This is a genomic window from Cognatilysobacter segetis (genome assembly GCF_004359965.1).
Taxonomy (GTDB): Bacteria; Pseudomonadota; Gammaproteobacteria; order Xanthomonadales; family Xanthomonadaceae; genus Cognatilysobacter; species Cognatilysobacter segetis.
In genome coordinates this window covers 18,379-37,923 of record NZ_SMRQ01000002.1, presented here as the reverse complement: position 1 = coordinate 37,923, position 19,545 = coordinate 18,379, and the positions used below count along the sequence as shown (strand labels likewise).

Annotated in this window: 22 protein-coding genes; 4 read left to right on the top strand and 18 right to left on the bottom strand. The window is 70.2% G+C overall.

Translation table 11 applies throughout. The features are described 5' to 3' along the window. Positions 1-17: 17 nt before the first annotated feature. The 5 genes from E4F61_RS00695 to rlmE form a co-directional block, all read right to left on the bottom strand. A complete protein-coding gene (locus tag E4F61_RS00695) occupies positions 18-1,439 on the bottom strand; it encodes an amino acid permease (RefSeq protein ID WP_133477425.1) in 1,422 nt (473 codons plus the stop codon). A 185-nt stretch (positions 1,440-1,624) separates the two neighbouring features. Beyond that, entirely contained in the window at positions 1,625-2,524 is a 900-nt protein-coding gene (folP, locus tag E4F61_RS00690; RefSeq protein ID WP_133477424.1) for a dihydropteroate synthase, read from the bottom strand. Further along, positions 2,524-2,682 (bottom strand): glycine zipper domain-containing protein, encoded by a 159-nt coding sequence (locus E4F61_RS14570; protein ID WP_162301349.1) that lies wholly within the window; start codon positions 2,680-2,682, stop codon positions 2,524-2,526. The genes folP and E4F61_RS14570 overlap by 1 nt, the downstream gene beginning before the upstream one ends. A 65-nt stretch (positions 2,683-2,747) precedes the next feature. Then, positions 2,748-4,640, bottom strand: coding sequence for an ATP-dependent zinc metalloprotease FtsH (ftsH, locus tag E4F61_RS00685; RefSeq protein WP_162301354.1), 1,893 nt, complete (start codon positions 4,638-4,640; stop codon positions 2,748-2,750). Positions 4,641-4,763: 123 nt separating this feature from the next. After that, the gene (rlmE, locus tag E4F61_RS00680; RefSeq protein WP_133477422.1) at positions 4,764-5,396 is read right to left on the bottom strand and encodes a 23S rRNA (uridine(2552)-2'-O)-methyltransferase RlmE; all 633 of its coding nucleotides are present in this window, start codon (positions 5,394-5,396) and stop codon (positions 4,764-4,766) included. A 79-nt stretch (positions 5,397-5,475) separates the two neighbouring features. Between rlmE and yhbY the strand changes: the two genes are divergently transcribed. Then, positions 5,476-5,784, top strand: coding sequence for a ribosome assembly RNA-binding protein YhbY (yhbY, locus tag E4F61_RS00675; RefSeq protein WP_425480085.1), 309 nt, complete (start codon positions 5,476-5,478; stop codon positions 5,782-5,784). 32 nt (positions 5,785-5,816) lie between these two features. Next, positions 5,817-6,188, top strand: a complete 372-nt coding sequence (locus tag E4F61_RS00670; RefSeq protein WP_133477420.1) for an Mth938-like domain-containing protein — start codon at positions 5,817-5,819, stop codon at positions 6,186-6,188. A 19-nt stretch (positions 6,189-6,207) separates the two neighbouring features. Here E4F61_RS00670 and E4F61_RS00665 read toward each other — a convergent pair whose 3' ends face one another. The 4 genes from E4F61_RS00665 to surE are packed head-to-tail and all read right to left on the bottom strand — an operon-like array spanning position 6,208 to position 9,044. Continuing rightward, positions 6,208-6,960 carry a peptidoglycan DD-metalloendopeptidase family protein gene (locus E4F61_RS00665; protein ID WP_133477419.1) on the bottom strand — a complete coding sequence of 251 codons (753 nt, stop codon included), beginning with the start codon at positions 6,958-6,960 and terminating at the stop codon, positions 6,208-6,210. After that, entirely contained in the window at positions 6,957-7,571 is a 615-nt protein-coding gene (locus tag E4F61_RS00660; RefSeq protein WP_133477418.1) for a YqaA family protein, read from the bottom strand. Before E4F61_RS00660 ends, E4F61_RS00665 begins: the two co-directional genes overlap by 4 nt. A 13-nt stretch (positions 7,572-7,584) precedes the next feature. Continuing rightward, positions 7,585-8,262 carry a protein-L-isoaspartate(D-aspartate) O-methyltransferase gene (locus tag E4F61_RS00655; protein ID WP_133477417.1) on the bottom strand — a complete coding sequence of 226 codons (678 nt, stop codon included), beginning with the start codon at positions 8,260-8,262 and terminating at the stop codon, positions 7,585-7,587. Continuing rightward, positions 8,259-9,044, bottom strand: coding sequence for a 5'/3'-nucleotidase SurE (surE, locus tag E4F61_RS00650; RefSeq protein WP_133477416.1), 786 nt, complete (start codon positions 9,042-9,044; stop codon positions 8,259-8,261). Before surE ends, E4F61_RS00655 begins: the two co-directional genes overlap by 4 nt. A 132-nt stretch (positions 9,045-9,176) precedes the next feature. On the opposite strand from surE, the gene E4F61_RS00645 reads away from it, so the two are divergent. Continuing rightward, positions 9,177-9,725 (top strand): Smr/MutS family protein, encoded by a 549-nt coding sequence (locus E4F61_RS00645; RefSeq protein ID WP_133477415.1) that lies wholly within the window; start codon positions 9,177-9,179, stop codon positions 9,723-9,725. Here the strand turns inward: E4F61_RS00645 and E4F61_RS00640 are convergent, their stop codons facing one another. The 9 genes from E4F61_RS00640 to E4F61_RS00600 all read right to left on the bottom strand — a co-directional run bounded on the left by E4F61_RS00640 (position 9,726) and on the right by E4F61_RS00600 (position 17,445). Then, entirely contained in the window at positions 9,726-9,962 is a 237-nt protein-coding gene (locus E4F61_RS00640; protein WP_133477414.1) for a hypothetical protein, read from the bottom strand. A 110-nt stretch (positions 9,963-10,072) separates the two neighbouring features. Then, complete coding sequence (truD, locus tag E4F61_RS00635) at positions 10,073-11,110, bottom strand: tRNA pseudouridine(13) synthase TruD (protein WP_133477413.1); 1,038 nt, start codon at positions 11,108-11,110, stop codon at positions 10,073-10,075. Then, the gene (gene ispF, locus E4F61_RS00630) at positions 11,107-11,595 is read right to left on the bottom strand and encodes a 2-C-methyl-D-erythritol 2,4-cyclodiphosphate synthase (RefSeq protein WP_133477412.1); all 489 of its coding nucleotides are present in this window, start codon (positions 11,593-11,595) and stop codon (positions 11,107-11,109) included. The genes truD and ispF overlap by 4 nt, the downstream gene beginning before the upstream one ends. Next, positions 11,586-12,296, bottom strand: coding sequence for a 2-C-methyl-D-erythritol 4-phosphate cytidylyltransferase (ispD, locus tag E4F61_RS00625; RefSeq protein ID WP_133477411.1), 711 nt, complete (start codon positions 12,294-12,296; stop codon positions 11,586-11,588). The genes ispF and ispD overlap by 10 nt, the downstream gene beginning before the upstream one ends. Further along, a complete protein-coding gene (gene ftsB, locus E4F61_RS00620; protein WP_133477410.1) occupies positions 12,293-12,637 on the bottom strand; it encodes a cell division protein FtsB in 345 nt (114 codons plus the stop codon). Before ftsB ends, ispD begins: the two co-directional genes overlap by 4 nt. 3 nt (positions 12,638-12,640) lie before the next feature. Then, positions 12,641-13,927, bottom strand: a complete 1,287-nt coding sequence (gene eno, locus E4F61_RS00615; protein WP_133477409.1) for a phosphopyruvate hydratase — start codon at positions 13,925-13,927, stop codon at positions 12,641-12,643. A 16-nt stretch (positions 13,928-13,943) separates the two neighbouring features. After that, positions 13,944-14,777, bottom strand: a complete 834-nt coding sequence (gene kdsA / locus E4F61_RS00610; RefSeq protein WP_133477408.1) for a 3-deoxy-8-phosphooctulonate synthase — start codon at positions 14,775-14,777, stop codon at positions 13,944-13,946. Between the two features lie 67 nt (positions 14,778-14,844). Next, on the bottom strand, positions 14,845-16,527 hold the full coding sequence (gene pyrG / locus E4F61_RS00605; RefSeq protein WP_133477407.1) for a CTP synthase: 1,683 nt from the start codon (positions 16,525-16,527) through the stop codon (positions 14,845-14,847). Positions 16,528-16,647: 120 nt separating this feature from the next. Further along, positions 16,648-17,445: a hypothetical protein gene (locus E4F61_RS00600; protein ID WP_133477406.1), complete on the bottom strand. Its 798-nt coding sequence runs from the start codon at positions 17,443-17,445 to the stop codon at positions 16,648-16,650. 187 nt (positions 17,446-17,632) lie between these two features. Between E4F61_RS00600 and parE the strand changes: the two genes are divergently transcribed. After that, on the top strand, positions 17,633-19,543 hold the full coding sequence (gene parE / locus E4F61_RS00595; protein WP_133477405.1) for a DNA topoisomerase IV subunit B: 1,911 nt from the start codon (positions 17,633-17,635) through the stop codon (positions 19,541-19,543). Positions 19,544-19,545: the final 2 nt, after the last annotated feature.

Sequence of the window (19,545 nt, the reverse complement as noted above, 5' to 3'; positions counted from 1 at the left end):
GGTGCGGCCGCCGATTGTCAGGCATGACCGGTCTTGGCGAGCTGGCTGTTGCGTCGCGCATAGGCGAGGTACACGACCACGCCGACCGCGTTCCACACCAGGAACCAGAGCTGCGTGCGGTGCGGCAGGCTCACGAACAGGTAGACGCAGCCGACGATCGCGACCGGCCCGACCACCCACGCGGCCGGCGTACGGAACACGCGCGGGCGCGCCGGATCGCGGCGACGCAGCACGAGCAGGCAGGCGGCCACCGCGACGAAGGCCGCGAGCGTGCCGGCATTGGCGAGTGCGGCGATCTCGTCGAGCCGTGCCACGCCGGCGAGCGCGGCGACGATCACCGCGGTGAACAGCGTGATCGCGACCGGCGTGCCCGTGCGCGTATTCACCTTGGACAGCGAGCGCGGCAGCAGGCCGTCGCGCGACATCACGAAGAACACGCGGCTCTGGCCATAGAAGAACGCGAGCAGCACGGTCGGCAGCGCGACGACGGCGGCGCCGGCCACGATCTTGGCCGCCGCGCCCTGCCCCAGCTCGCGCATGATCAGCGCGAGCGGCGCCGGGCTCTGCGCGAACGCCGTGTAATGCATCGCGCCGACCGCCGCCAGCGCCACGAGCACGTAGATCAGCGTGCAACCCACCATCGAGCCGACGATGCCGATCGACAGGTCGCGGCCCGGGTTCTTGGCCTCTTCCGCCGCCGTGGAGATGGCATCGAAACCGTAGAACGCGAAGAAGATGATCGCCGCCGCCGCCATCACGCCGCGCTTGACCCCATCCGGTCCCGTCGACTCGGTGAAGCCGTAGGGCATGAACGGCTGCAGGTTCGCGGTGTCGAACCGCGGCAGCGCGATCGCGACGAACACGCCGAGCGCCAGCACCTTGATCACCACCAGCGCGGCATTGAGCGTGGCGCTCTCGCGCGTACCCAGCATCAGCAGGCCCGCGACGGCGAACACGATCAGCACCGCCGGCAGGTTGACGAGGCCGCCCGCGTGCGGACCGGCGACCAGCGACGGCGGCAGCGCCACGCCGAGGCCGTGCAGGAACTCGACGGCCGACCCCGACCAGCCCACCGCGACCGCGCTCACCACCAGCGAGTATTCGAGGATCAGGCTCCAGCCCACGATCCAGGCGATGCCCTCGCCCAGCACCGCGTAGCTGTAGGTGTAGGCGCTGCCGGCCGCCGGCATCATCGTCGACATCTCGGCATAGGCCAGCGCCGCGCAGGCGCAGACCACGCCGGCGACCAGGAACGAGAGCAGCACCGCCGGGCCCGCGAGGTTCGCGGCGACGCCCACCAGCGTGTAGATGCCGGTGCCGACGATCGCGCCGATGCCGAGCGCTACCAGATGCGGCCAACCGAGCGTGCGCGCCAGCCGCCGGCCCTCCTCGTGGACGGTGATCCGGTCGATGTCCTTGCGACGGAGCCAGGAACTCATGCGCAGCCTCGGGCGTGGGCGATCGGCGGAGTTTGGCCGAAGCGGCGGCCGGATGCGACGCACGGCTGGCCAAAACTTCGCCAACCCGGCCCGAAGCGCTGCCGCCGCGCGGGCGCGCGATCGTTATCCACAGTCGTGCCCCACCGGTTATCCACAACGCATGTGGGTAAACGCCGACGCGTCGCTCAGTCGTCGTCGGGCCAGCGGATCGCGGGCGCGGAGGCACCCGCGCGCGGCACCGGCTGCGCGGCGACCGCAGCCCATACCTTCAGCGCGTCGACGGTGGCGGCCACGTCGTGCACGCGCACGATCGACGCGCCCCGCTGCACGGCGATCAGGTGCGCGGCGACCGAACCCGCGACGCGCTCGGCCGGCACGCTGCGACCGGTGAGGTCGCCGATCGTGCGCTTGCGCGACAGGCCCGCGAGCGCCGGCACGCCCAGGTCGGTGAACCGCTCGAACCGCGCGAGCAGCTGCAGGTTGTGCTCGCGGGTCTTGCCGAAGCCGAAACCCGGGTCGACCACGATGCGCTTCTTGTCGATGCCGGCCATCTCGGCGGAGAAAATGCGCTCCGCGAGGAAACGGTGCACCTCGCCGACCACGTCGTCGTAGCGCGGGTCGTCCTGCATCGATCGCGGCTCGCCCAACATGTGCATCAGCACGACCGGCACTCCCAGCGATGCCGCCGCGTCGAGCGCGCCGTCGCGTCGAAGGGCGTAGACGTCGTTGATCATGCCGGCACCGGCGGCCACCGCCGCTCGCATCACCTCGGGCTTGCAGGTGTCGATGCTGATGGGCACCGCGGTTTCGCGCGCGAGGCGCTCGATCACCGGGACGACGCGCGCGAGTTCGTCGTCGACGGATACCTCGTCTGCGCCGGGGCGCGTGGATTCGCCGCCGACGTCGAGCAGGTCCGCGCCCTCGGCCACCAGCTTCAGGCCGTGCGCGACCGCGTCATCGACGTCGAAATGGACGCCGCCATCGGAAAACGAATCCGGCGTGACGTTGACGATGCCCATGACGCGCGGCGCATCGAGCACCAGCCGGCGGCCGCCGCAGTCCAGCACGGGCGCGACGTCGAACATCAGCGCGGCTCCCGGCGTGCCGCGAGTGCCGCGAGCACGAGTCCGTACACGACCCCTAGCGCGACGCCGAGTGCGATGCGATGCATCGCGGCGCCGATCCCGACCCCGACACCCATGCCGATGGCGAGGTATGCACCCCGGTTGCGACTGCGCTGCATGGCGACCACCCAAAGAAAAAGGCCAGAGCGGACTCTGGCCTTTTCGTGTTTCGCTAGCAACGCGGTCAGGTGCCGCTGGGCTGTACGCCGCCCAGGTGGAGCCGCTTGGGCTCTTCGGTCGCCGGGCCACCGCGGCCCCAGCCCGTCGGCGGCGGCGGATCGCGGCCTTCCATGATCGCGTCGATCTGCGTGGCGTCGATGGTCTCGTACTCCAGCAGCGCCTTCGCCATCGCATGCAGCTTGTCGACGTTGTCGGTGAGGATCTTCACCGACCGCGCGTAGGCGTTGTCGAGGATACCGCGCACGACTTCGTCGATCTTGCGTGCGGTCTCGTCCGACACGTTCTTGTGCTGCGTCACCGAGCGGCCGAGGAACACCTCGTCCTCTTCCTCGCCGAACGTGATCGGGCCGAGCTCGGACAGGCCCCACTTGGTGACCATGTTGCGGGCCATCTTCGTGGCGCGCTCGATGTCGTTGGACGCACCCGTGGTCACCTTGCCGGCGCCGAAGATCAGCTCCTCGGCGACGCGGCCGCCGTACAGCGAGCACAGCTGCGACTCGATGATCGTGCGGTTGTAGCTGTAACGGTCGCCTTCGGGCAGGTACATCGTGACGCCCAGCGCGCGGCCACGCGGAATGATCGTGACCTTGTAGACCGGGTCGTGCTCCGGCACCAGGCGGCCGACGATCGCATGGCCGGCTTCGTGGTACGCGGTATTGGTCTTCTCCTCGAGGCTCATCGCCATCGAGCGGCGCTCGGCGCCCATCAGGATCTTGTCGCGCGCCTTGTCGAACTGCTCCATGTGCACTTGCTTGGCGTTGTCCCGCGCGGCGAACAGCGCGGCCTCGTTGCAGAGGTTCGCCAGATCGGCGCCCGAGAAGCCCGGGGTTCCGCGCGCGACGACCATCGCATCGACGTCCTCGCCGAGCGGCAGCTTGCGCATGTGCACCTTGAGGATCTGCTCGCGGCCGCGCACGTCCGGCAGGCCGACGGTGACCTGGCGGTCGAAGCGGCCCGGGCGCAGCAGCGCGGGGTCGAGCACGTCCGGACGGTTGGTCGCCGCGATGACGATCACGCCCTCGCCGCCCTCGAAGCCGTCCATCTCGACCAGCAGCTGGTTGAGCGTCTGCTCGCGCTCGTCGTGACCGCCGCCGAGGCCGGCGCCGCGATGGCGGCCGACCGCGTCGATCTCGTCGATGAAGATGATGCAGGGCGCGTGCTTCTTGGCCTGGTCGAACATGTCGCGGACGCGGCTGGCGCCGACGCCGACGAACATCTCGACGAAGTCCGAGCCCGAGATCGAGAAGAACGGCACCTTCGCCTCGCCGGCGATCGCGCGCGCGAGGAGCGTCTTGCCGGTGCCCGGCGGGCCGACCATCAGCACGCCGCGCGGGATCTTCCCGCCGAGCTTCTGGAAGCGCGAGGGATCGCGCAGGAACTCGACGAGTTCGCCGACCTCCTGCTTCGCCTCGTCGCAACCGGCGACGTCGGCCAGCGTGACCTTGACCTGGTCCTCGCCCTGCATCTTCGCGCGAGACTTGCCGAAGCTCATGGCGCCCTTGCTGCCGCCCTGCTGCATCTGCCGCATGACGAAGATCCACGCGCCCACGATCAGCAGGATGGGCAGGAAGTTCAGCAGGATGCCCCACAGCGACGGACCCGTCTGCGGCGGCTTCTGGTTGATCGACACCTTGTGGTGCATGAGGTCGTACATCATCCCGGGGTCTTCGGGCGCGTACGTCACGAACTCGGTGTTGTCCTTGCGCTTGCCGGTGATCGTCGTCTTGTCGTCGCTGATCACCACGTTCTGCACGCGGTCGGACTGCACCTGCTGGATGAACTGGTCGTAGGCCAGCGTTTCCGTCTGGGCGCTGCGCGGGCCGAAGGCCTGGAAGACCACCATCAGTACGACGGCGACCACCACCCACAGCAATAGATTCTTGGCCAAGTCGTTCATCTTCATACCTTGTCGTGCCATTGAAGCACGTACGAGCTGTACGCCCCTTCAAGATGCGTTGCCGGACGGATCCGGCGGCTGGCGGCGGCCGCTCGCGTCGATCGCAAGCGGCCGTGAGCCACGTTACTTCATCTGCGCCCGCCGGCCCTGCGCGAGCGCATAGACCTCGGGCGATCGCTTGCGGGAGGCGGCCGGCTTGCGGATCACGACCTTGTCGTACCGCCGGCGCAACTCCTTCACGTACTCGTCGAACCCCACGCCCTGGAACAGCTTGATCAGGAAGTTGCCGCCGACCTTCAGGTGATGGTCGGCGAAGTCCATCGCCAGCTCCGCCAGGTGCATCGCACGCGGCAGGTCCACCGAGTCCATGCCACTCATGTTGGGGGCCATGTCCGACAGCACAAGGTCCACAGCCTGGTCGCCGAGCGTGGCCTCCAGCCGGGATAGGACGGCATCCTCCCTGAAATCGCCATGAAGGAATTCCACGCCGGCCAGCGTCGGCATCTCGAGGATGTCGAGTGCGATGACCCGGCCCGAATCGCCCATCGACTGGCGGACCCATTGCGACCAGCCGCCGGGCGCGGCGCCGAGGTCGACGACGACCATGCCGGGCTTGAGGAGGCGATCGCGCTCGACCAGTTCCTCGAGCTTGTAGGCGGCGCGCGAGCGCAGGCCCTCGGCCTTCGCCTTCTTCACATAGGGATCGGAGAAATGTTCGCGGAGCCAGCGGTGGCTCGATTTGCTGCGCGTGGCCATCGATATGTGCAGAGGCCGGTAAAAGCCGGCGAAGGACCGCATGGTAACCTGCGCCTCCCCACGCTCCCGGAACGCCTGCTTGACCGCGCCCAGCCTCACCAATGCCCAGATCCGGTTCCTCCGCGGGCAGGCCCACGGCCTGAAGGCGATGCTGCAGGTCGGCGGCAAGGGCGTCACCCCGGCGCTCGTCGCCGAAGTCGGTCAGGCGCTCGAAGACCACGAGCTGATCAAGGTGAAGGTCGCCGCCACCGACCGCGACGAGCGCGATGCGCTGATCGGCGCGATCGCCGACGGTGCGGGCGCCGCGCTGGTGCAGCGCATCGGCCATACGGCGGTGCTGTACCGGCCGAGCCGGGACAAGCGGCAGATCGTCCTGCCCCGCGCCTGAAAGCCGCCGCATCGTCGCCACGCGGAGTCGAGATGCAACTGACGCTCGAAAACGCCGAACACCGCTACGTGCTGCGCGGCGCGAACGGCAGTGTCGCGATCGTCAACGACCTGCGGCTCACGCGCAGCTTCGTGCTCTCGACGGACACGCTGATCGAGGATTGGCCGGTGGCCGCGGTGGATGAGCTCACGCCCGAACGGCTGCAGGCGCTGCTCGCCCTGTCGCCGGATGTCGTGCTCATCGGCAGCGGCGAGCGGCAGGCCTTCGCGCCGGCGGTGACCCAGGCAGCCTGTCTGCAGGCCGGCGTCGGCTTCGAGGTGATGAGCAACGAGGCCGCCGCGCGCACGTTCGCCGTGCTGGCCGGCGAGGGCCGGCGGGTCGCCGCAGGCTTCATCCTCGGCTGAACGGGCCGCGCCCCGCGCCTCAGCGCGGCGGCAGGTAGAGCAACGGGTCGACCGGTTTGCCGGTGTAGCGGATCTCGAAATGCAGCATGTCGCGCGGGGCGCCGCTGTGGCCCATCTCGGCGATCGGCTGGCCGGCCTTCACCAGCTGGCCTTCGTTCACCAGCCGCTTCCGATTGTGCCCGTAGGCCGACAGCCACTGGTCGCCATGCTTGACGATGACCAGCTCGCCGTATCCGACGAGGCCGGCGCCGGAGTACACGACCGTGCCGTCGGCCGCAGCGCGCACCGGCGCGCCCTCGCTGCCGGCGATGTCCACGCCCTGCTTGGTCGGCTCGCCGGTCACGAAGCGACCGACGAGCGCGCCCTCCGCGGGCCAGCGCCAGGCGAACGGACTCGTCGGCGGCGCCACGACCACCGGCGGCGGCGCGGGCCGGGCAGGCGTGCTGGCCGGTCGCCGCGGGGCCGGGCCCGGCGGTGGCGTGGACGCAACGCGCGAACCGCCGGGATAGAGCCGGAGACGCTGCCCGGGATAGATGGTGTACGGCGGCGCAAGCGCATTCCACGACGCGAGGTCGAGCACGCTGATGCCGTTGCGCGTGGCGATCGAGTACAGCGTGTCGCCGCGCTCCACGAGCGTCGTCGCACCCGGCTTCGGCGTCGATACGCGATGCGCGGGCGCGCGAGCGGAGGGCTCGCGCACCACCGTGCTCGAACAGCCGGCGAGCAGGACCACCACTCCGATGCAGACCAGGTTCCAGCGCGTCATGCTCATGCGACCTGCGACCTCCACACCAGCCAGCCGATCGCCGCAGCCAGTGCCAGCAGCGCGACCCAGCCGATCGGTTCGATGTAGCGGCGCAAGGCCGCCTCGGCGCGCTCGCCGCCGACGCGGATCACGGCGGCGAGCAGGTAGACGCGCTTGCCGCGCCCGACGGCCATCGCGAGCAGGTACTGCAGCATCGGCACACCGACGATGCCCGACGCCCAGGTGAAAATCTTCATGGGGATCGGGGCGAAGCCGCCGCCGACGAGCAGCCAGAACACGCCCCACGGCGACTGCGCCATGCGCGCCTGCATCGACGCGATCGTCGCCTCGATCTTCGGCAGCAGCCCCATCGATGCGAACAGCGGCTTGATCGCCTCGAACGCGTAGTGGCCGAGGTAGTAGCCCACGATCGCGCCGAGCAGCGAGAACACCAGGCTCACCGTGGCGTAGCGGAAGGCCCGGCGCGGCTGCGCCACGCACATCGGCGCCAGCATCACTTCGGGCATCACGGGGAAGATGATCGCCTCGAGGAAGCTCAGGCCGGCGAGGTAGCGTTCGGCATGCGGATGGCGGGCCCATCCGATCGCGCGGTCGTAGAGCGGGGCGAAAAGCTTCAAGCGCGACTCCGGTTCAATCGACGGTACCCGACAGCAGCGGGACGAACACCACGGGCGCCAGCACCTCCTCGTCGATGCCGCCGTCCTCGCGCTTCACCAGTTTCACCAGCGACTGCGCGTTCGCGGCGCCCACCGGCGCGATCAGCGTCCCGCCCGGAACGAGCTGGTCGAGCAGCGCGTCCACCAGCGCGGGCGCACCGGCGGTGACGAGGATGGCATCGAACGGACCGTTCTCGGCCCAGCCGGCGCGGCCGTCGTCGTGCTTGCTGCGCACGGTGAGGCCGAGCGTGCGGAAGCGCTTGCGCGCGATGCGCAGCAACTCGCCGATGCGTTCGACGGTATGCACCTCGAGCCCGAGCGCCGCGAGCACCGCGGCCTGGTAGCCCGAGCCGGTGCCGATCTCGAGCACCTTCCCCGGATTCGACGCCATCAGCGCCTCGGTCATGCGCGCGACAACCCACGGCTGCGAGATCGTCTGGCCGTGGCCGATCGGCAGCGCGGTGTCCTCGTAGGCGCGCGTCGCGAGGACCTCGTCGACGAACAGGTGGCGCGGCACCACGCGGATGGCATTGAGCACGCGTTCGTCCTGGATGCCGTTCGCGCGCAGGCGCTCGACCAGCCGGTCGCGCACGCGCTGCGAGGTGAGACCGCTGCCCGCCGCTTCGGGCTTGAGGTGCATGCGCATGCTCATGCGCCCGCCCGCAGCTGGAGCGTGTCCGCGAGGCCGCCGACCCAGCCCGCCACCTGCTCCAGCGCGCGGTAGCGCGTCAGGTCGACGTGGATCGGCGTGATCGAGATGAACCCGCGGCGCACCGCGTTGAAATCGGTGCCGGGACCGGCGTCCTGCTCCGGGCCCGCCGCGCCGATCCAGTACCACTGCCGGCCGCGCGGATCGGTCTGCGGGATGCAGGCTTCGGCGCGATGGCGATTGCCGAGGCGGCCGACCTCGAAGCCCTGCAGCGCTTCCCACGGCACGTCGGGCACGTTGACGTTGAGGATCGTGTCGGCCGGCAGCGGATCCACCGCCAGCCGCGCGACCAGCTCGACGGCCGCGCGAGCGGCGGTCTCGTAATGGCGGCCGACGTGATCCACCGTCGCCAGCGACACGGCGATGGCCGGCAGACCGAGGCCTCGGCCTTCCATCGCCGCGGCGACGGTGCCCGAATAGATGACGTCGTCGCCCAGGTTCGCGGTGTTGTTGATGCCGGACACCACGATGTCCGGCAGCGCGTCGAGCATGCCGGTCACCGCCACGTGCACGCAGTCGGTCGGCGTGCCGAACACGCGGTAGGTCCGCTCGTCCTGGCGGATCACCCGCACGGGCGCGTCGAGGGTGAGCGAATTGCTCGCACCGGACCGGTCGCGGTCGGGCGCGACGGTGATGACCGAATGGCCGGCGGCGCGCAGGTGCTCCGCGAGGACGCGGATGCCCGGCGCGTCGACGCCGTCGTCGTTGCTGACAAGGACTCGCATGAATGGTCGCGCCGGGTGAGGGGCACCGCCGGCGTCGGCGGGGGGTCATGATAGCCGATGCCCGCGGGCGACCTTTCGCGGAATGAAGACGGCGTGCTGCGCGTCGCGATTGCTTGCCGCTACGCTGCCCGCATGGGCGAACACGATCCGCGTGACGACGATCTCGAACTGTTCCGGCAGGCGGTCGGGCCGGTGCGGCCGGTCGCCGCGGCGCCCGCGCCGCCGGAAGGCCCCAAGCCGCGGCCACGCGCGCGGATGCGCGAGCGCGACGAGGCGTCGGCCGCCAGCGAATTCAGGCTCGCGCTGGACGAGCACCTGCTCGGCGCGGGCGATGTGCTCAGCCATTGCACCGACCGGCTCCCGCCCGGGACCTTCCGGCGCCTGAAGCGTGGGGAGCTCTCGGCGCAGGAGGAACTCGACCTGCACGGGCTCGACGCCGCGCAGGCGCAGTCGCTGCTGCGCGAGTTCCTGGCCGATGCGCGCAAGCACGGCGTCGGCTGTGTGCGGATCATCCACGGCAAGGGCCGTGGCGCGGCCGAGCTCGACAGCAGCGGCGCGCCGATCCTCAAGAACCTGGTCGACCGCGTGCTGCGGCATCGCGCCGACGTGCTCGGCTTCCACTCGGCGCCGCCCGCCCAGGGCGGCACCGGGGCCGTGGTGGTGTTGCTCGCGAAGCGCTGATCAGCGCGTCGCGACGGTCTTCATGCGCTTGGTGGGCGGATTGATCCAGCGCACGTCGATGCCGCGCATCCGGGCCTGCTGCTCCACCTTCTGCATGTACGCCGTGTCCTCCTGCACGGTGGCCTGCTGGCTGGACGGCGGCGCGACGTAGGTGGTGGCGTTGTCGTCGCGCATGCTCGCGCAACCGCCGAGGACCAGCGTGGCCGCGAGCGCGACCGCGATACGGGGTGTGGCCATGACCGTCTCCTGATGGAATCGGGGGGCGCCCGCCCGATGCGGGCGTCGATGCGGTTATACGCCCGGCGCATGGCCGGAATCGGGAGGCGGAGCGCCCGTACGACGAACGGTCAGGCGCCGGCGCGACCCGGTTCGTCCACGTCGCCAAGGGCTTCCAGGACGCAGGTGGCATAGGTGCCGGGCGGCAGCGAGAACCGCAGCACGAGCACGTCGTCGGCGGCCCAGTCGGCGGCCATGTCGGCCGGTCGGAGCCGCAGCGCCCGCCGTTCCTGCTCGAGCCCGGCGGCTTCGAGCCCCCGTCGCAGCGACAGCGCGTCCGCATCGGCGAGCACCGCTTCCTCCAGCGCCCTGCACTCGCCTTCGCTGCGCAGCGCGCCGCGTCCCCAGAGCGGCCCGGTGGGATGGATGTCGAACCGCGCCAGGCGATCGGCGAGGTCGGCCGACCAGGGCTCGGGCCCGAAAATGCTGCGGCGGCCGTCGAGCATCCAGACCTCGCCATCGAGCGGCGCGTCCCAGCAGTCGCGCGACACCCGCTCGCCGAGCACGCGATTGAACAGTTCCGAGCGCGCCGCCGAGAGCAGCAGGCTGCGCTCCTCGCGGCGCACGCGCCGCCCGCCGAACATCGCGCGCGCCTGCTCCACGTTGCCGCCGCCGCGGCCGAAGCGCTGCTCGCCGAAATAGTTCGGGACGCCGCGCGCCGCGACCGCCGCGATGCGGGCGTCGATCGATGCACGGTCGCCGCGCACGTCGCGCAGTGTCAGTTCGAACCGGTTGCCGGCGAGTGCGCCGCGCGGCAGCTTGCGCGAATGGCGCGTGGCGGCGAGCACGCGCAGCGAACCGTCCTGCAGCGCGTCGAGGTCGGGGGCGTCGCGCCCCGGCAGATGGACGCTGAAACGCTGTCGCGTGACCGCGTGGCGGTCCTTGAGGCCCGCGTAGCCGACGGCCATCTCCTTGACGCCCGCCCATTCCGCGATTCGCTTCGCGGCGAAGGCGGTGTTCATGCCGCGCTTCTCGATGTCGAGCAGCAGGTGTTCGCCGCTCCCGCTGGGCTCGAATCCCGGAAGCTCCTCGACGACGAAGTCCTCCGGTCTCGCGCGGTACACCGCCGTGAGCACGGCGGGCCCGTGTGCGCGCGCAAGCGCCGTCATGCGGGGCGTCCGAGCAGGCAGACCGCCATCGCCGCGATCCCCTCGCCGCGACCGGTGAAGCCCAGCGTCTCGGTGGTGGTCGCCTTGACGCTCACGGCCTCGAGGTCGACGCCGAGATCCGCCGCGATCGCCTCGCGCATCGCCTGTGCATGCGGGCCCACCTTCGGTCGCTCGGCGATCACGGTGGCGTCGACGTTGACGACCTGCCAGCCGGCGTCGCGGGCGAGGTCCCGGCAATGACGCACGAACATGCGGCTGTCGGCATCGCGCCAGCGCGCGTCGGACGGCGGGAAATGCCGGCCGATGTCGCCCAGCGCGAGCGCGCCGAGGATCGCGTCGCAGATCGCATGCAGGACGACGTCTCCGTCGGAGTGCGCCTGCAGGCCGCGCGAATGCGGCACGCGCACGCCGCCGAGCATCACGTGGTCGCCCTCGCCGAAGGCGTGGACGTCGAAGCCCTGTCCGATGCGCAGGTTCATGGCGATTCCGCAGTGCGCGCGCGGCGCGCGAGGATGGATGCGACCAGACCGAGGTCGGAGGGCGTGGTCAGCTTGATGTTGTCTTCGCGCCCTTCGACGAGTCGGGGCCGCAGGCCGGCCCGTTCGAGCGCCATCGCCTCGTCGGTGACCGCGATGCCGTCATGCAGCGCGGCGCGCAAGGCGTCGCGGAGCGTGCCCAGGCGCGCGGCCTGCGGCGTGAACGCGCGCCACAGGTGCTCGCGCGGCTCGGTGCCGGCGCTGCGACCGTCCGCATCGACGCGCTTAAGCGTGTCGCGCACCGGTGCGGCGAGCAGCGCGCCGTCGGTGCACGCGCGCGCCGCGGCGATCAGCCGGTCGACGTCGTGCATATCGAGGCAGGCGCGCGCGGCGTCGTGCACGAGAACGAGCACGTCGTCGCCGCGATCCGCCGCGAGCGCCTCCAGCGCCGCCAGCACCGAGCTCGCGCGATCGCCGCCACCGATGCAGGTGCGCACCGGCTTGCCGTGGCGCGCGGTCCAGCCCGGCCACTGCAGGTCGTCGGCCGCGAGGGCGACCATCGCCCCCTCCACCGCGGGATGCGCGAGCAGGGCATCAAGCGCATGCGCGATCAGCGGTTGGCCGGCGACGTCGACATATTGCTTCGGACGCTCGCCGCCGAAGCGGCTGCCCGCGCCCGCGGCGGGAACGACGGCCCAGATCGACGTCACGGCGACGCCGGGCCGGCCGCCGGCGCGCCGGGCTTCGGCGCGGGGCCGGGGTTGTCGATCACGCGATAGAACACTTCGCCCGGCCGGATCATGCCGAGCTCGCTGCGTGCGCGGTCCTCGACCGCCGCCTCGCCGGATTTCAGGTCCTGCACTTCCGCGGCGAGCGCGTCGTTGCGCTGCCGCAGCCCGCCGTTCTCGTGCGCCTGCGCATCGACCTGGCGCTGCAATTCATCCACCGCGTCGCGCCCGCCCTCCCCGCGCCACAGCCGCGCCTGCAGGCCCAGCAGCATCGCTGCCAGCAGGCCGATCAGGACCAGCAGGCCGTAGCGCGTTCGCTCCATCGGTCAGCGCTTCAGCGAAACGAACGCATCGCGGCCGGCGTAGCGCGCGGCGCTGCCCAGCTGTTCCTCGATGCGCAGCAGCTGGTTGTACTTCGCGACGCGGTCGCTGCGGCAGAGCGAGCCGGTCTTGATCTGCGTCGCGGTGGTGGCCACCGCGATGTCGGCGATGGTCGTGTCCTCGGTCTCGCCCGAGCGGTGCGAGACGATCGCGGCGTAACGGTTCGCATCGGCCATCGCGATGGCTTCGAGCGTCTCGGTCAGCGTGCCGATCTGGTTGACCTTGATCAGGATCGCGTTGGCGACGTGCTGCTCGATGCCTTCGCGGAAGATCTTCGGGTTGGTGACGAACAGGTCGTCGCCGACCAGCTGCACCTTCGAGCCGATGCGCTCGGTCAGCAGCTTCCAGCCGGCCCAGTCGTGCTCGGCCATGCCGTCCTCGATCGTGATGATCGGATAGCGCTGCGACCAGTCGGCGAGGAAGTCGACGAACTGCTCGGGCGTCAGGCGCTTGCCCTCGCCGGTCAGGTTGTACTTGCCGTTTTCGAAGAACTCGCTGGACGCGACGTCGAGGCCGAGCAGCACGTCCTCGCCGGCGCGATAGCCGGCCTTGCCGATCGCCTCGAGGATCGTCTCCAGCGCTTCCTCGTTGCTGCGCAGGTCGGGCGCGAAGCCGCCCTCGTCGCCCACGGCCGTGCTCAGCCCACGGCCCTTCAGCACGCTCTTGAGCGCGTGGAAGATTTCCGTACCTGCGCGCAGCGCCTCGCGGAAGCTGTCGAAGCCCACCGGAAGCACCATGAATTCCTGCAGGTCGACGTTGTTGTCGGCATGCGCGCCGCCGTTGATGATGTTCATCATCGGCACCGGCAGCGAGACGTCGCGACCGTTCGCGAGGTGCTGCCACAGCGGCATCTTCTTCGACGCGGCGACGGCATGCGCGTTCGCCATCGACACGCCGAGCAGCGCGTTCGCACCGAGCCGGCCCTTGTTGTCGGTGCCGTCGAGGTCGATCAGGCGGCGATCGAGCCCGCCCTGGTCGGCGGCGTCGAAGCCGGCCAGTGCCTGCGCGATCGTCGTGTTGACGTTCCGGACCGCCTGCGTCACGCCCTTGCCCAGGTAGCGCGTGCGATCGCCGTCGCGAAGCTCCACCGCTTCCTTGGTACCGGTCGAGGCGCCGGACGGCACCATCGCGCGGCCGAAGCTGCCGTCGGCCAGCGTGACTTCCGCTTCGAGCGTGGGGTTGCCGCGGCTGTCGAGGATCTCGCGGGCGTGGATCGTGGCGATCGTCGTCATGTTTCGGGCGTCGTCCTTACAGGGTGGATTCGAGGAAACCGTTGCGCTTGGTCACGTCGTCGAGCGCCTTCAGCGTTTCGAGCAGCGCGCGCATCTTCGGCAGCGGCCACGCGTTCGGGCCGTCCGACAGCGCCTTCGACGGGTCGGGATGCGTCTCCATGAAGATGCCGTCGATGCCCGCCGCGATGGCCGCGCGCGACAGCACCGGCACGAACTGGCGTTGGCCGCCGCTCGACGTGCCCTGCCCGCCGGGCAGCTGCACCGAATGCGTTGCGTCGAACACGACCGGGCAACCGGTCTCGCGCATCACCGCGAGCGAGCGCATGTCGCTCACGAGGTTGTTGTAGCCGAAGCTCGCGCCGCGCTCGCAGACCATGATCTGCGTGTTGCCGGTCGACTTCGCCTTCTCGACCACGGGCTTCATGTCCCACGGTGCGAGGAACTGGCCCTTCTTGATGTTCACCGGCTTGCCGGCGCTGCAGACCTTCAGGATGAAATCGGTCTGGCGCACGAGGAAGGCCGGCGTCTGCAGCACGTCGACGACGCTCGCGACCTCGTCGATCGGCGTGTATTCGTGCACGTCGGTCAGCACGGGCACGCCGAGCTGACGCTTTACTTCCGACAGCACCTTCAGGCCTTCCTCGACGCCCGGGCCACGAAAGCCCGAGATCGACGTGCGGTTGGCCTTGTCGAAGCTCGACTTGAAGATGAAGGGGATGCCCAACTCGGCGGTGATCTCCTTCAGGCGGCCGGCGGTCTCCATCTGGAGTTCCATCGACTCGATCACGCAGGGGCCGGCGATCAGGAAGAACGGTTTGTCGAGGCCGATCTCGAATCCGCAGAGGTTCATCGATTGCTCCAACGCGACGCGGCGCCCGGGGCGCGCGCGGCAGGGAAAGGGAAACGCGGGACGCGCATCAGGCGTGCGCCGCCGTCGACGCCGCGTCATGCGCATGCGCCTTGTGGTCGCGCGCGGCGTGGATGAAGCCGATGAACAGTGGATGGCCGTCGCGCGGGGTGGACAGGAATTCCGGATGCGCCTGGCAGGCCAGGAACCACGGATGCGCATCGCGCGGCAGCTCCACCACCTCCACCAGCAGGTCGTCCATCGACTTGCCAGAGATGACGAGCCCTGCGTCCTCCAGCTGCGTGCGGTAGCGGTTGTTGAACTCGTAGCGATGGCGATGGCGCTCGCCCACCACGTCGCGCCCGTACGTCTCGCGCGCCAGCGTGCCCGGCTTGAGGCGCTGGTCCTGCAGGCCCAGGCGCATCGTGCCGCCCAGGTCGCTCTCCTCACTGCGGCGCTCGACGTCGCCGGTCGAGGTGCGCCATTCGGTGATCAGGCCGATCACCGGATGCGGCGAGTGCTTGTCGTTCTCGGTGCTGTTGGCGCCTTCGAGCCCGCACACGTTGCGCGCGTAATCGACCACGGCCGCCTGCATGCCGTAGCAGATGCCGAAGTACGGGATGCCGTGCTCGCGCGCGTACTTCGCGGCAAGCACCTTGCCCTCGAAGCCGCGATCGCCGAAGCCGCCGGGCACCAGGATGCCGTCCACGCCTTGAAGCGCGGCGATGCCCTGCTTCTCGACATCGCTCGATTCGATCCAGCGCAGCTTCACGCGCGTGCGCTGGCGCAGGCCGCCGTGCTTGAGCGCCTCGGCGACGGACTTGTACGCGTCCGGGTGGTCGACGTACTTGCCGACGACGCCGATCGTGACCTCGTCGACCGGGTGCTCGCTGGCGTCCAGCACCGCGTCCCATTCGGACAGGTCCGCCGGGCCGGCGTCCAGGCCGAGGCGCCGGATGACGATGTCGTCCAGGCCTTGGTCGTGGAAGAAGCGCGGCATCTTGTAGATGTTGTCGAGGTCGACGGCCGAGATCACCGCGCGCTCGGAGACGTTGGTGAACAGCGCGATCTTGCGACGCTCCGAATCCGGCAGCGGCTGCTCGCTGCGGCAGAGAAGCACGTCGGGCTGGATGCCGATCGAGCGCAGTTCCTTGACGGAGTGCTGCGTCGGCTTCGTCTTCAGCTCGCCGGCCGCGGCGATCCACGGCACCAGCGTGAGGTGCATGAACAGCGTCGACTCGGGGCCGCGCTCGCTGCGCAGCTGGCGGATCGCCTCGAGGACCGGGAGCGATTCGATGTCGCCGACGGTGCCGCCGATCTCCACGAGGCCGATGTCGAACCCGTCGGTGGCGTCGACGATCGCGCGCTTGATCTCGTCGGTGATGTGCGGGATCACCTGCACGGTGCCGCCGAGATAGTCGCCGCGGCGCTCCTTGCGGATCACCGACTCGTAGATGCGGCCGGTGGTGATCGAATTCTTGCGGGACAGGCGCGTGCGGACGTAGCGCTCGTAGTGCCCGAGGTCGAGGTCGGTCTCGGCGCCGTCGTCGGTGACGTACACCTCGCCGTGCTGGAACGGGCTCATCGTGCCCGGATCGACGTTGATGTACGGATCGAGCTTCATCATCGTCACGCGCAGGCCGCGTGCTTCGAGGATGGCCGCGAGCGAGGCCGCCGCGATGCCCTTGCCGAGCGAGGACACCACGCCGCCGGTGACGAACACGAGCGGCGTTACATGGCTTGGGGAAGTCATGGGCACGGGTACGCTGGAAACCCGTAGTTTACCGGTCGGCGCGCCGCACCGCGACCTTCGCGGATCCCAACGACGACGCCCCGGTATGAGCCGGGGCGTCGGTGCTGCGGTGGAGGTCGCTTACTTGTGTTTATGCGCGGCGCGCTTGGGCTTGGACGTCTTGGCATCGCTCTTGCCGGCGGCCACGTCGGCCTTGGCGGAGGCCTGGCCGGTGCCGATGAGCGCGTCGTCGCCGACGGTGGTACCGGCCGCGGCGGTCACGGCGGAGCGCTCGGCGGCGCGGACATTGCCCGACACCGCGTCGACGGCGCCGGTCGCCGCATTGACGGCGCCCTGCGCGTTCACGCGGGCGGGAACGGCGGCCGTGGCGGACGCGCTCGTGTCCGCGGTCGTGGCGGCGACGGGGGTCGCCGCATCGACGGCGGTGGCCGCAGTGCCGGTCACGGCACCGCCGGCGGTGAGGGCCGAGTTCGTCGCGGCGTCCGTCGTGCGCGACACCGCGCTGCTGGCCGTGCGGCCGGCCTTCGTCGCGGCCTTGGTGCCTGCGCGGGCCGTCGTGCGGCGCGCCTTGCCGGTGTCGGCCTTGATCTCGGTGGCGGTGCCGACGGTCGCGCCGGCGTCACCCGCGTCGATGCCCGTGGTGGTGCCCGTGGTGACGGCGGCACCGTCGGCCGAGACGGTCGCACCGGCCGTCACCGCCGAGTTGGCCGCAGCCGTCGGCGTCTTGGAGACGGCCTGGACGGCACGATCGGCGGCCCGCGGCGCGGTGGCCGCCACCGGCGGCAGCGGCGGGCTCGGCAGCGTCACCGCGGCGCCGGCCGGCGGGGTGGCGGGCAGACCGAGACTGACCTGCGCGACGGCAGCGGCGGGACTGGCGAGGGCGGCGGCAACCGCGACAGCAAGAAGGCGATTCGTCATGGGCTAATGGCTCGTGGGGGAGGGAGAGGACCGCGGCGGGGGCCGACGCGATCTCGCCGCGGACCCTACCGGCGGCCGGTGTTCCCGATCCGTGAAAGCGTCGTTCACATCGCGCCCGCCGCTGAACCGCCCATTCAGCTCGACGCCGTCCCAGCCGCTGCGACGCGCTCTGTTAGCATTCCGACTAATGAACAAGCGCTATAACGCCGCCGATATCGAGGTGCTGTCCGGGCTGGACCCGGTCAAGCGCCGCCCGGGCATGTACACCGACACCGCCCGCCCCAACCACTTGGCGCAGGAGGTCATCGACAACTCCGTCGACGAGGCCCTGGGCGGCCACGCGCGGACCATCGAGGTCACGCTGCATGCCGACGGCAGCTGCTCCGTGCAGGACGACGGCCGCGGCATGCCGGTCGACATCCATCCGGAGGAGAAGATCCCCGGCGTCGAGTTGATCCTCACCCGCCTGCACGCCGGCGGTAAGTTCAGCGGCAACAACTACACGTTCTCGGGCGGCCTGCACGGCGTCGGCGTGAGCGTGGTCAACGCGCTGAGCACCAGGGTCGACGTGCGCATCCGCCGCGACGGCAACGAATACCGGATGACGTTCAAGGACGGCTTCCGCGACTCCAAGCTCGAGGTCATCGGCACCGTCGGCAAGAAGAACACCGGCACGCGCGTGCACTTCTGGCCGGACCCGAAGTACTTCGACACGCCGAAGTTCAACGCGCGCGCGCTGCGCCACCTGCTGCGCGCGAAGGCCGTGCTCTGCCCGGGCCTCACCGTCCGTCTGTTCGACGAGGCCACCGGCGAGCGCGACGAGTGGTACTTCGAGAACGGCCTGCGCGACTACCTGAAGGGCGAGCTGGGCGATCGCGAGGTGCTGCCGCCGTCGCTGTTCGTCGGCTCGCTCGCGAAGGAGACCGAGGTGGTCGACTGGGCCGCCGCGTGGGTGCCCGAGGGCGAGCTGGTCCAGGAGAGCTACGTCAACCTGATCCCCACTGCGCAGCACGGCACGCACGTCAACGGCCTGCGTACCGGCTTCACCGACGCGCTGCGCGAATTCTGCGACTTCCGCAACCTGCTGCCGCGCGGCGTGAAGCTCGCGCCGGAGGACGTGTGGGACCGCGTCGCGTTCGTGCTGTCGATCAAGATGACCGACCCGCAGTTCTCCGGGCAGACGAAAGAGCGCCTGAGTTCACGGCAGGCCGCGGGCTTCGTGGAATCGGCCGCGCACGACGCGTTCTCGCTGTGGCTCAACCAGCACGTCGACCTCGGCATGCGCATCGCGCAGCTCGCGATCGAGCGTGCCGCCGCGCGCCTGAAGACCGAGAAGCTGGTCGTCCGCAAGAAGATCACCCAGGGCCCTGCCCTGCCCGGCAAGCTGGCCGACTGCGCCTCGCAGGACCTCTCGCGCACCGAGCTGTTCCTGGTCGAGGGCGACTCGGCCGGCGGCAGCGCGCGGCAGGCGCGCGAGAAGGACTTCCAGGCGATCCTTCCGCTGCGCGGCAAGATCCTCAACACGTGGGAAGTCGCGTCCGGCAGCGTGCTCGCCTCGCAGGAAGTGCACGATCTCGCGGTCGCGATCGGCTGCGACCCGGGCAAGGACGACCTCAGCGGCCTGCGCTACGGCAAGGTGATCATCCTCGCCGACGCGGACTCCGACGGACTGCACATCGCCACGCTGCTCTCGGCGCTGTTCCTGAAGCATTTCCCGACCCTCGTCGAAGCGGGCCACGTGTTCGTCGCGATGCCGCCGCTGTTCCGCGTCGACGTGGGCAAGCAGGTGTTCTATGCGCTCGACGAGGAAGAAAAGCGCATCCTCATCGACCGCATCGAGCGCGACCGCGCCGCCAAGAAGAAAGGCGCGCCGCAGGGTTCGATCAGCGTCACGCGCTTCAAGGGCCTCGGCGAGATGAACCCCGACCAGCTGCGCGAGTCGACCATGCACCCCGACACGCGCCGCTTGGTGCAGCTCACCGTCGACGACCAGGACGCGACGCTCGCGCTCATGGACATGCTGCTGGCGAAGAAGCGCGCCTCCGACCGCAAGGCCTGGCTGGAGAGCAAGGGCGACCTCGCGACGCTGGAGGTCTGAGC

Bases quoted from the DNA above. Each gene is read 5' to 3' on its own strand.
- E4F61_RS00640 (WP_133477414.1), bottom strand. From the start codon at position 9,962: ATGGCCACACCCCGTATCGCGGTCGCGCTCGCGGCCACGCTGGTCCTC.
- ftsH (WP_162301354.1), bottom strand. From the start codon at position 4,640: ATGAACGACTTGGCCAAGAATCTATTGCTGTGGGTGGTGGTCGCCGTC.
- rlmE (WP_133477422.1), bottom strand. From the start codon at position 5,396: ATGGCCACGCGCAGCAAATCGAGCCACCGCTGGCTCCGCGAACATTTC.
- ftsB (WP_133477410.1), bottom strand. From the start codon at position 12,637: ATGGAGCGAACGCGCTACGGCCTGCTGGTCCTGATCGGCCTGCTGGCA.
- E4F61_RS00645 (WP_133477415.1), top strand. From the start codon at position 9,177: ATGGGCGAACACGATCCGCGTGACGACGATCTCGAACTGTTCCGGCAG.
- E4F61_RS14570 (WP_162301349.1), bottom strand. From the start codon at position 2,682: ATGCAGCGCAGTCGCAACCGGGGTGCATACCTCGCCATCGGCATGGGT.
- kdsA (WP_133477408.1), bottom strand. From the start codon at position 14,777: ATGAACCTCTGCGGATTCGAGATCGGCCTCGACAAACCGTTCTTCCTG.
- parE (WP_133477405.1), top strand. From the start codon at position 17,633: ATGAACAAGCGCTATAACGCCGCCGATATCGAGGTGCTGTCCGGGCTG.
- E4F61_RS00670 (WP_133477420.1), top strand. From the start codon at position 5,817: ATGCAACTGACGCTCGAAAACGCCGAACACCGCTACGTGCTGCGCGGC.
- folP (WP_133477424.1), bottom strand. From the start codon at position 2,524: ATGTTCGACGTCGCGCCCGTGCTGGACTGCGGCGGCCGCCGGCTGGTG.
- truD (WP_133477413.1), bottom strand. From the start codon at position 11,110: ATGACGGCGCTTGCGCGCGCACACGGGCCCGCCGTGCTCACGGCGGTG.
- eno (WP_133477409.1), bottom strand. From the start codon at position 13,927: ATGACGACGATCGCCACGATCCACGCCCGCGAGATCCTCGACAGCCGC.
- E4F61_RS00600 (WP_133477406.1), bottom strand. From the start codon at position 17,445: ATGACGAATCGCCTTCTTGCTGTCGCGGTTGCCGCCGCCCTCGCCAGT.
- E4F61_RS00655 (WP_133477417.1), bottom strand. From the start codon at position 8,262: ATGAGCATGCGCATGCACCTCAAGCCCGAAGCGGCGGGCAGCGGTCTC.
- E4F61_RS00665 (WP_133477419.1), bottom strand. From the start codon at position 6,960: ATGAGCATGACGCGCTGGAACCTGGTCTGCATCGGAGTGGTGGTCCTG.
- surE (WP_133477416.1), bottom strand. From the start codon at position 9,044: ATGCGAGTCCTTGTCAGCAACGACGACGGCGTCGACGCGCCGGGCATC.
- pyrG (WP_133477407.1), bottom strand. From the start codon at position 16,527: ATGACTTCCCCAAGCCATGTAACGCCGCTCGTGTTCGTCACCGGCGGC.
- E4F61_RS00695 (WP_133477425.1), bottom strand. From the start codon at position 1,439: ATGAGTTCCTGGCTCCGTCGCAAGGACATCGACCGGATCACCGTCCAC.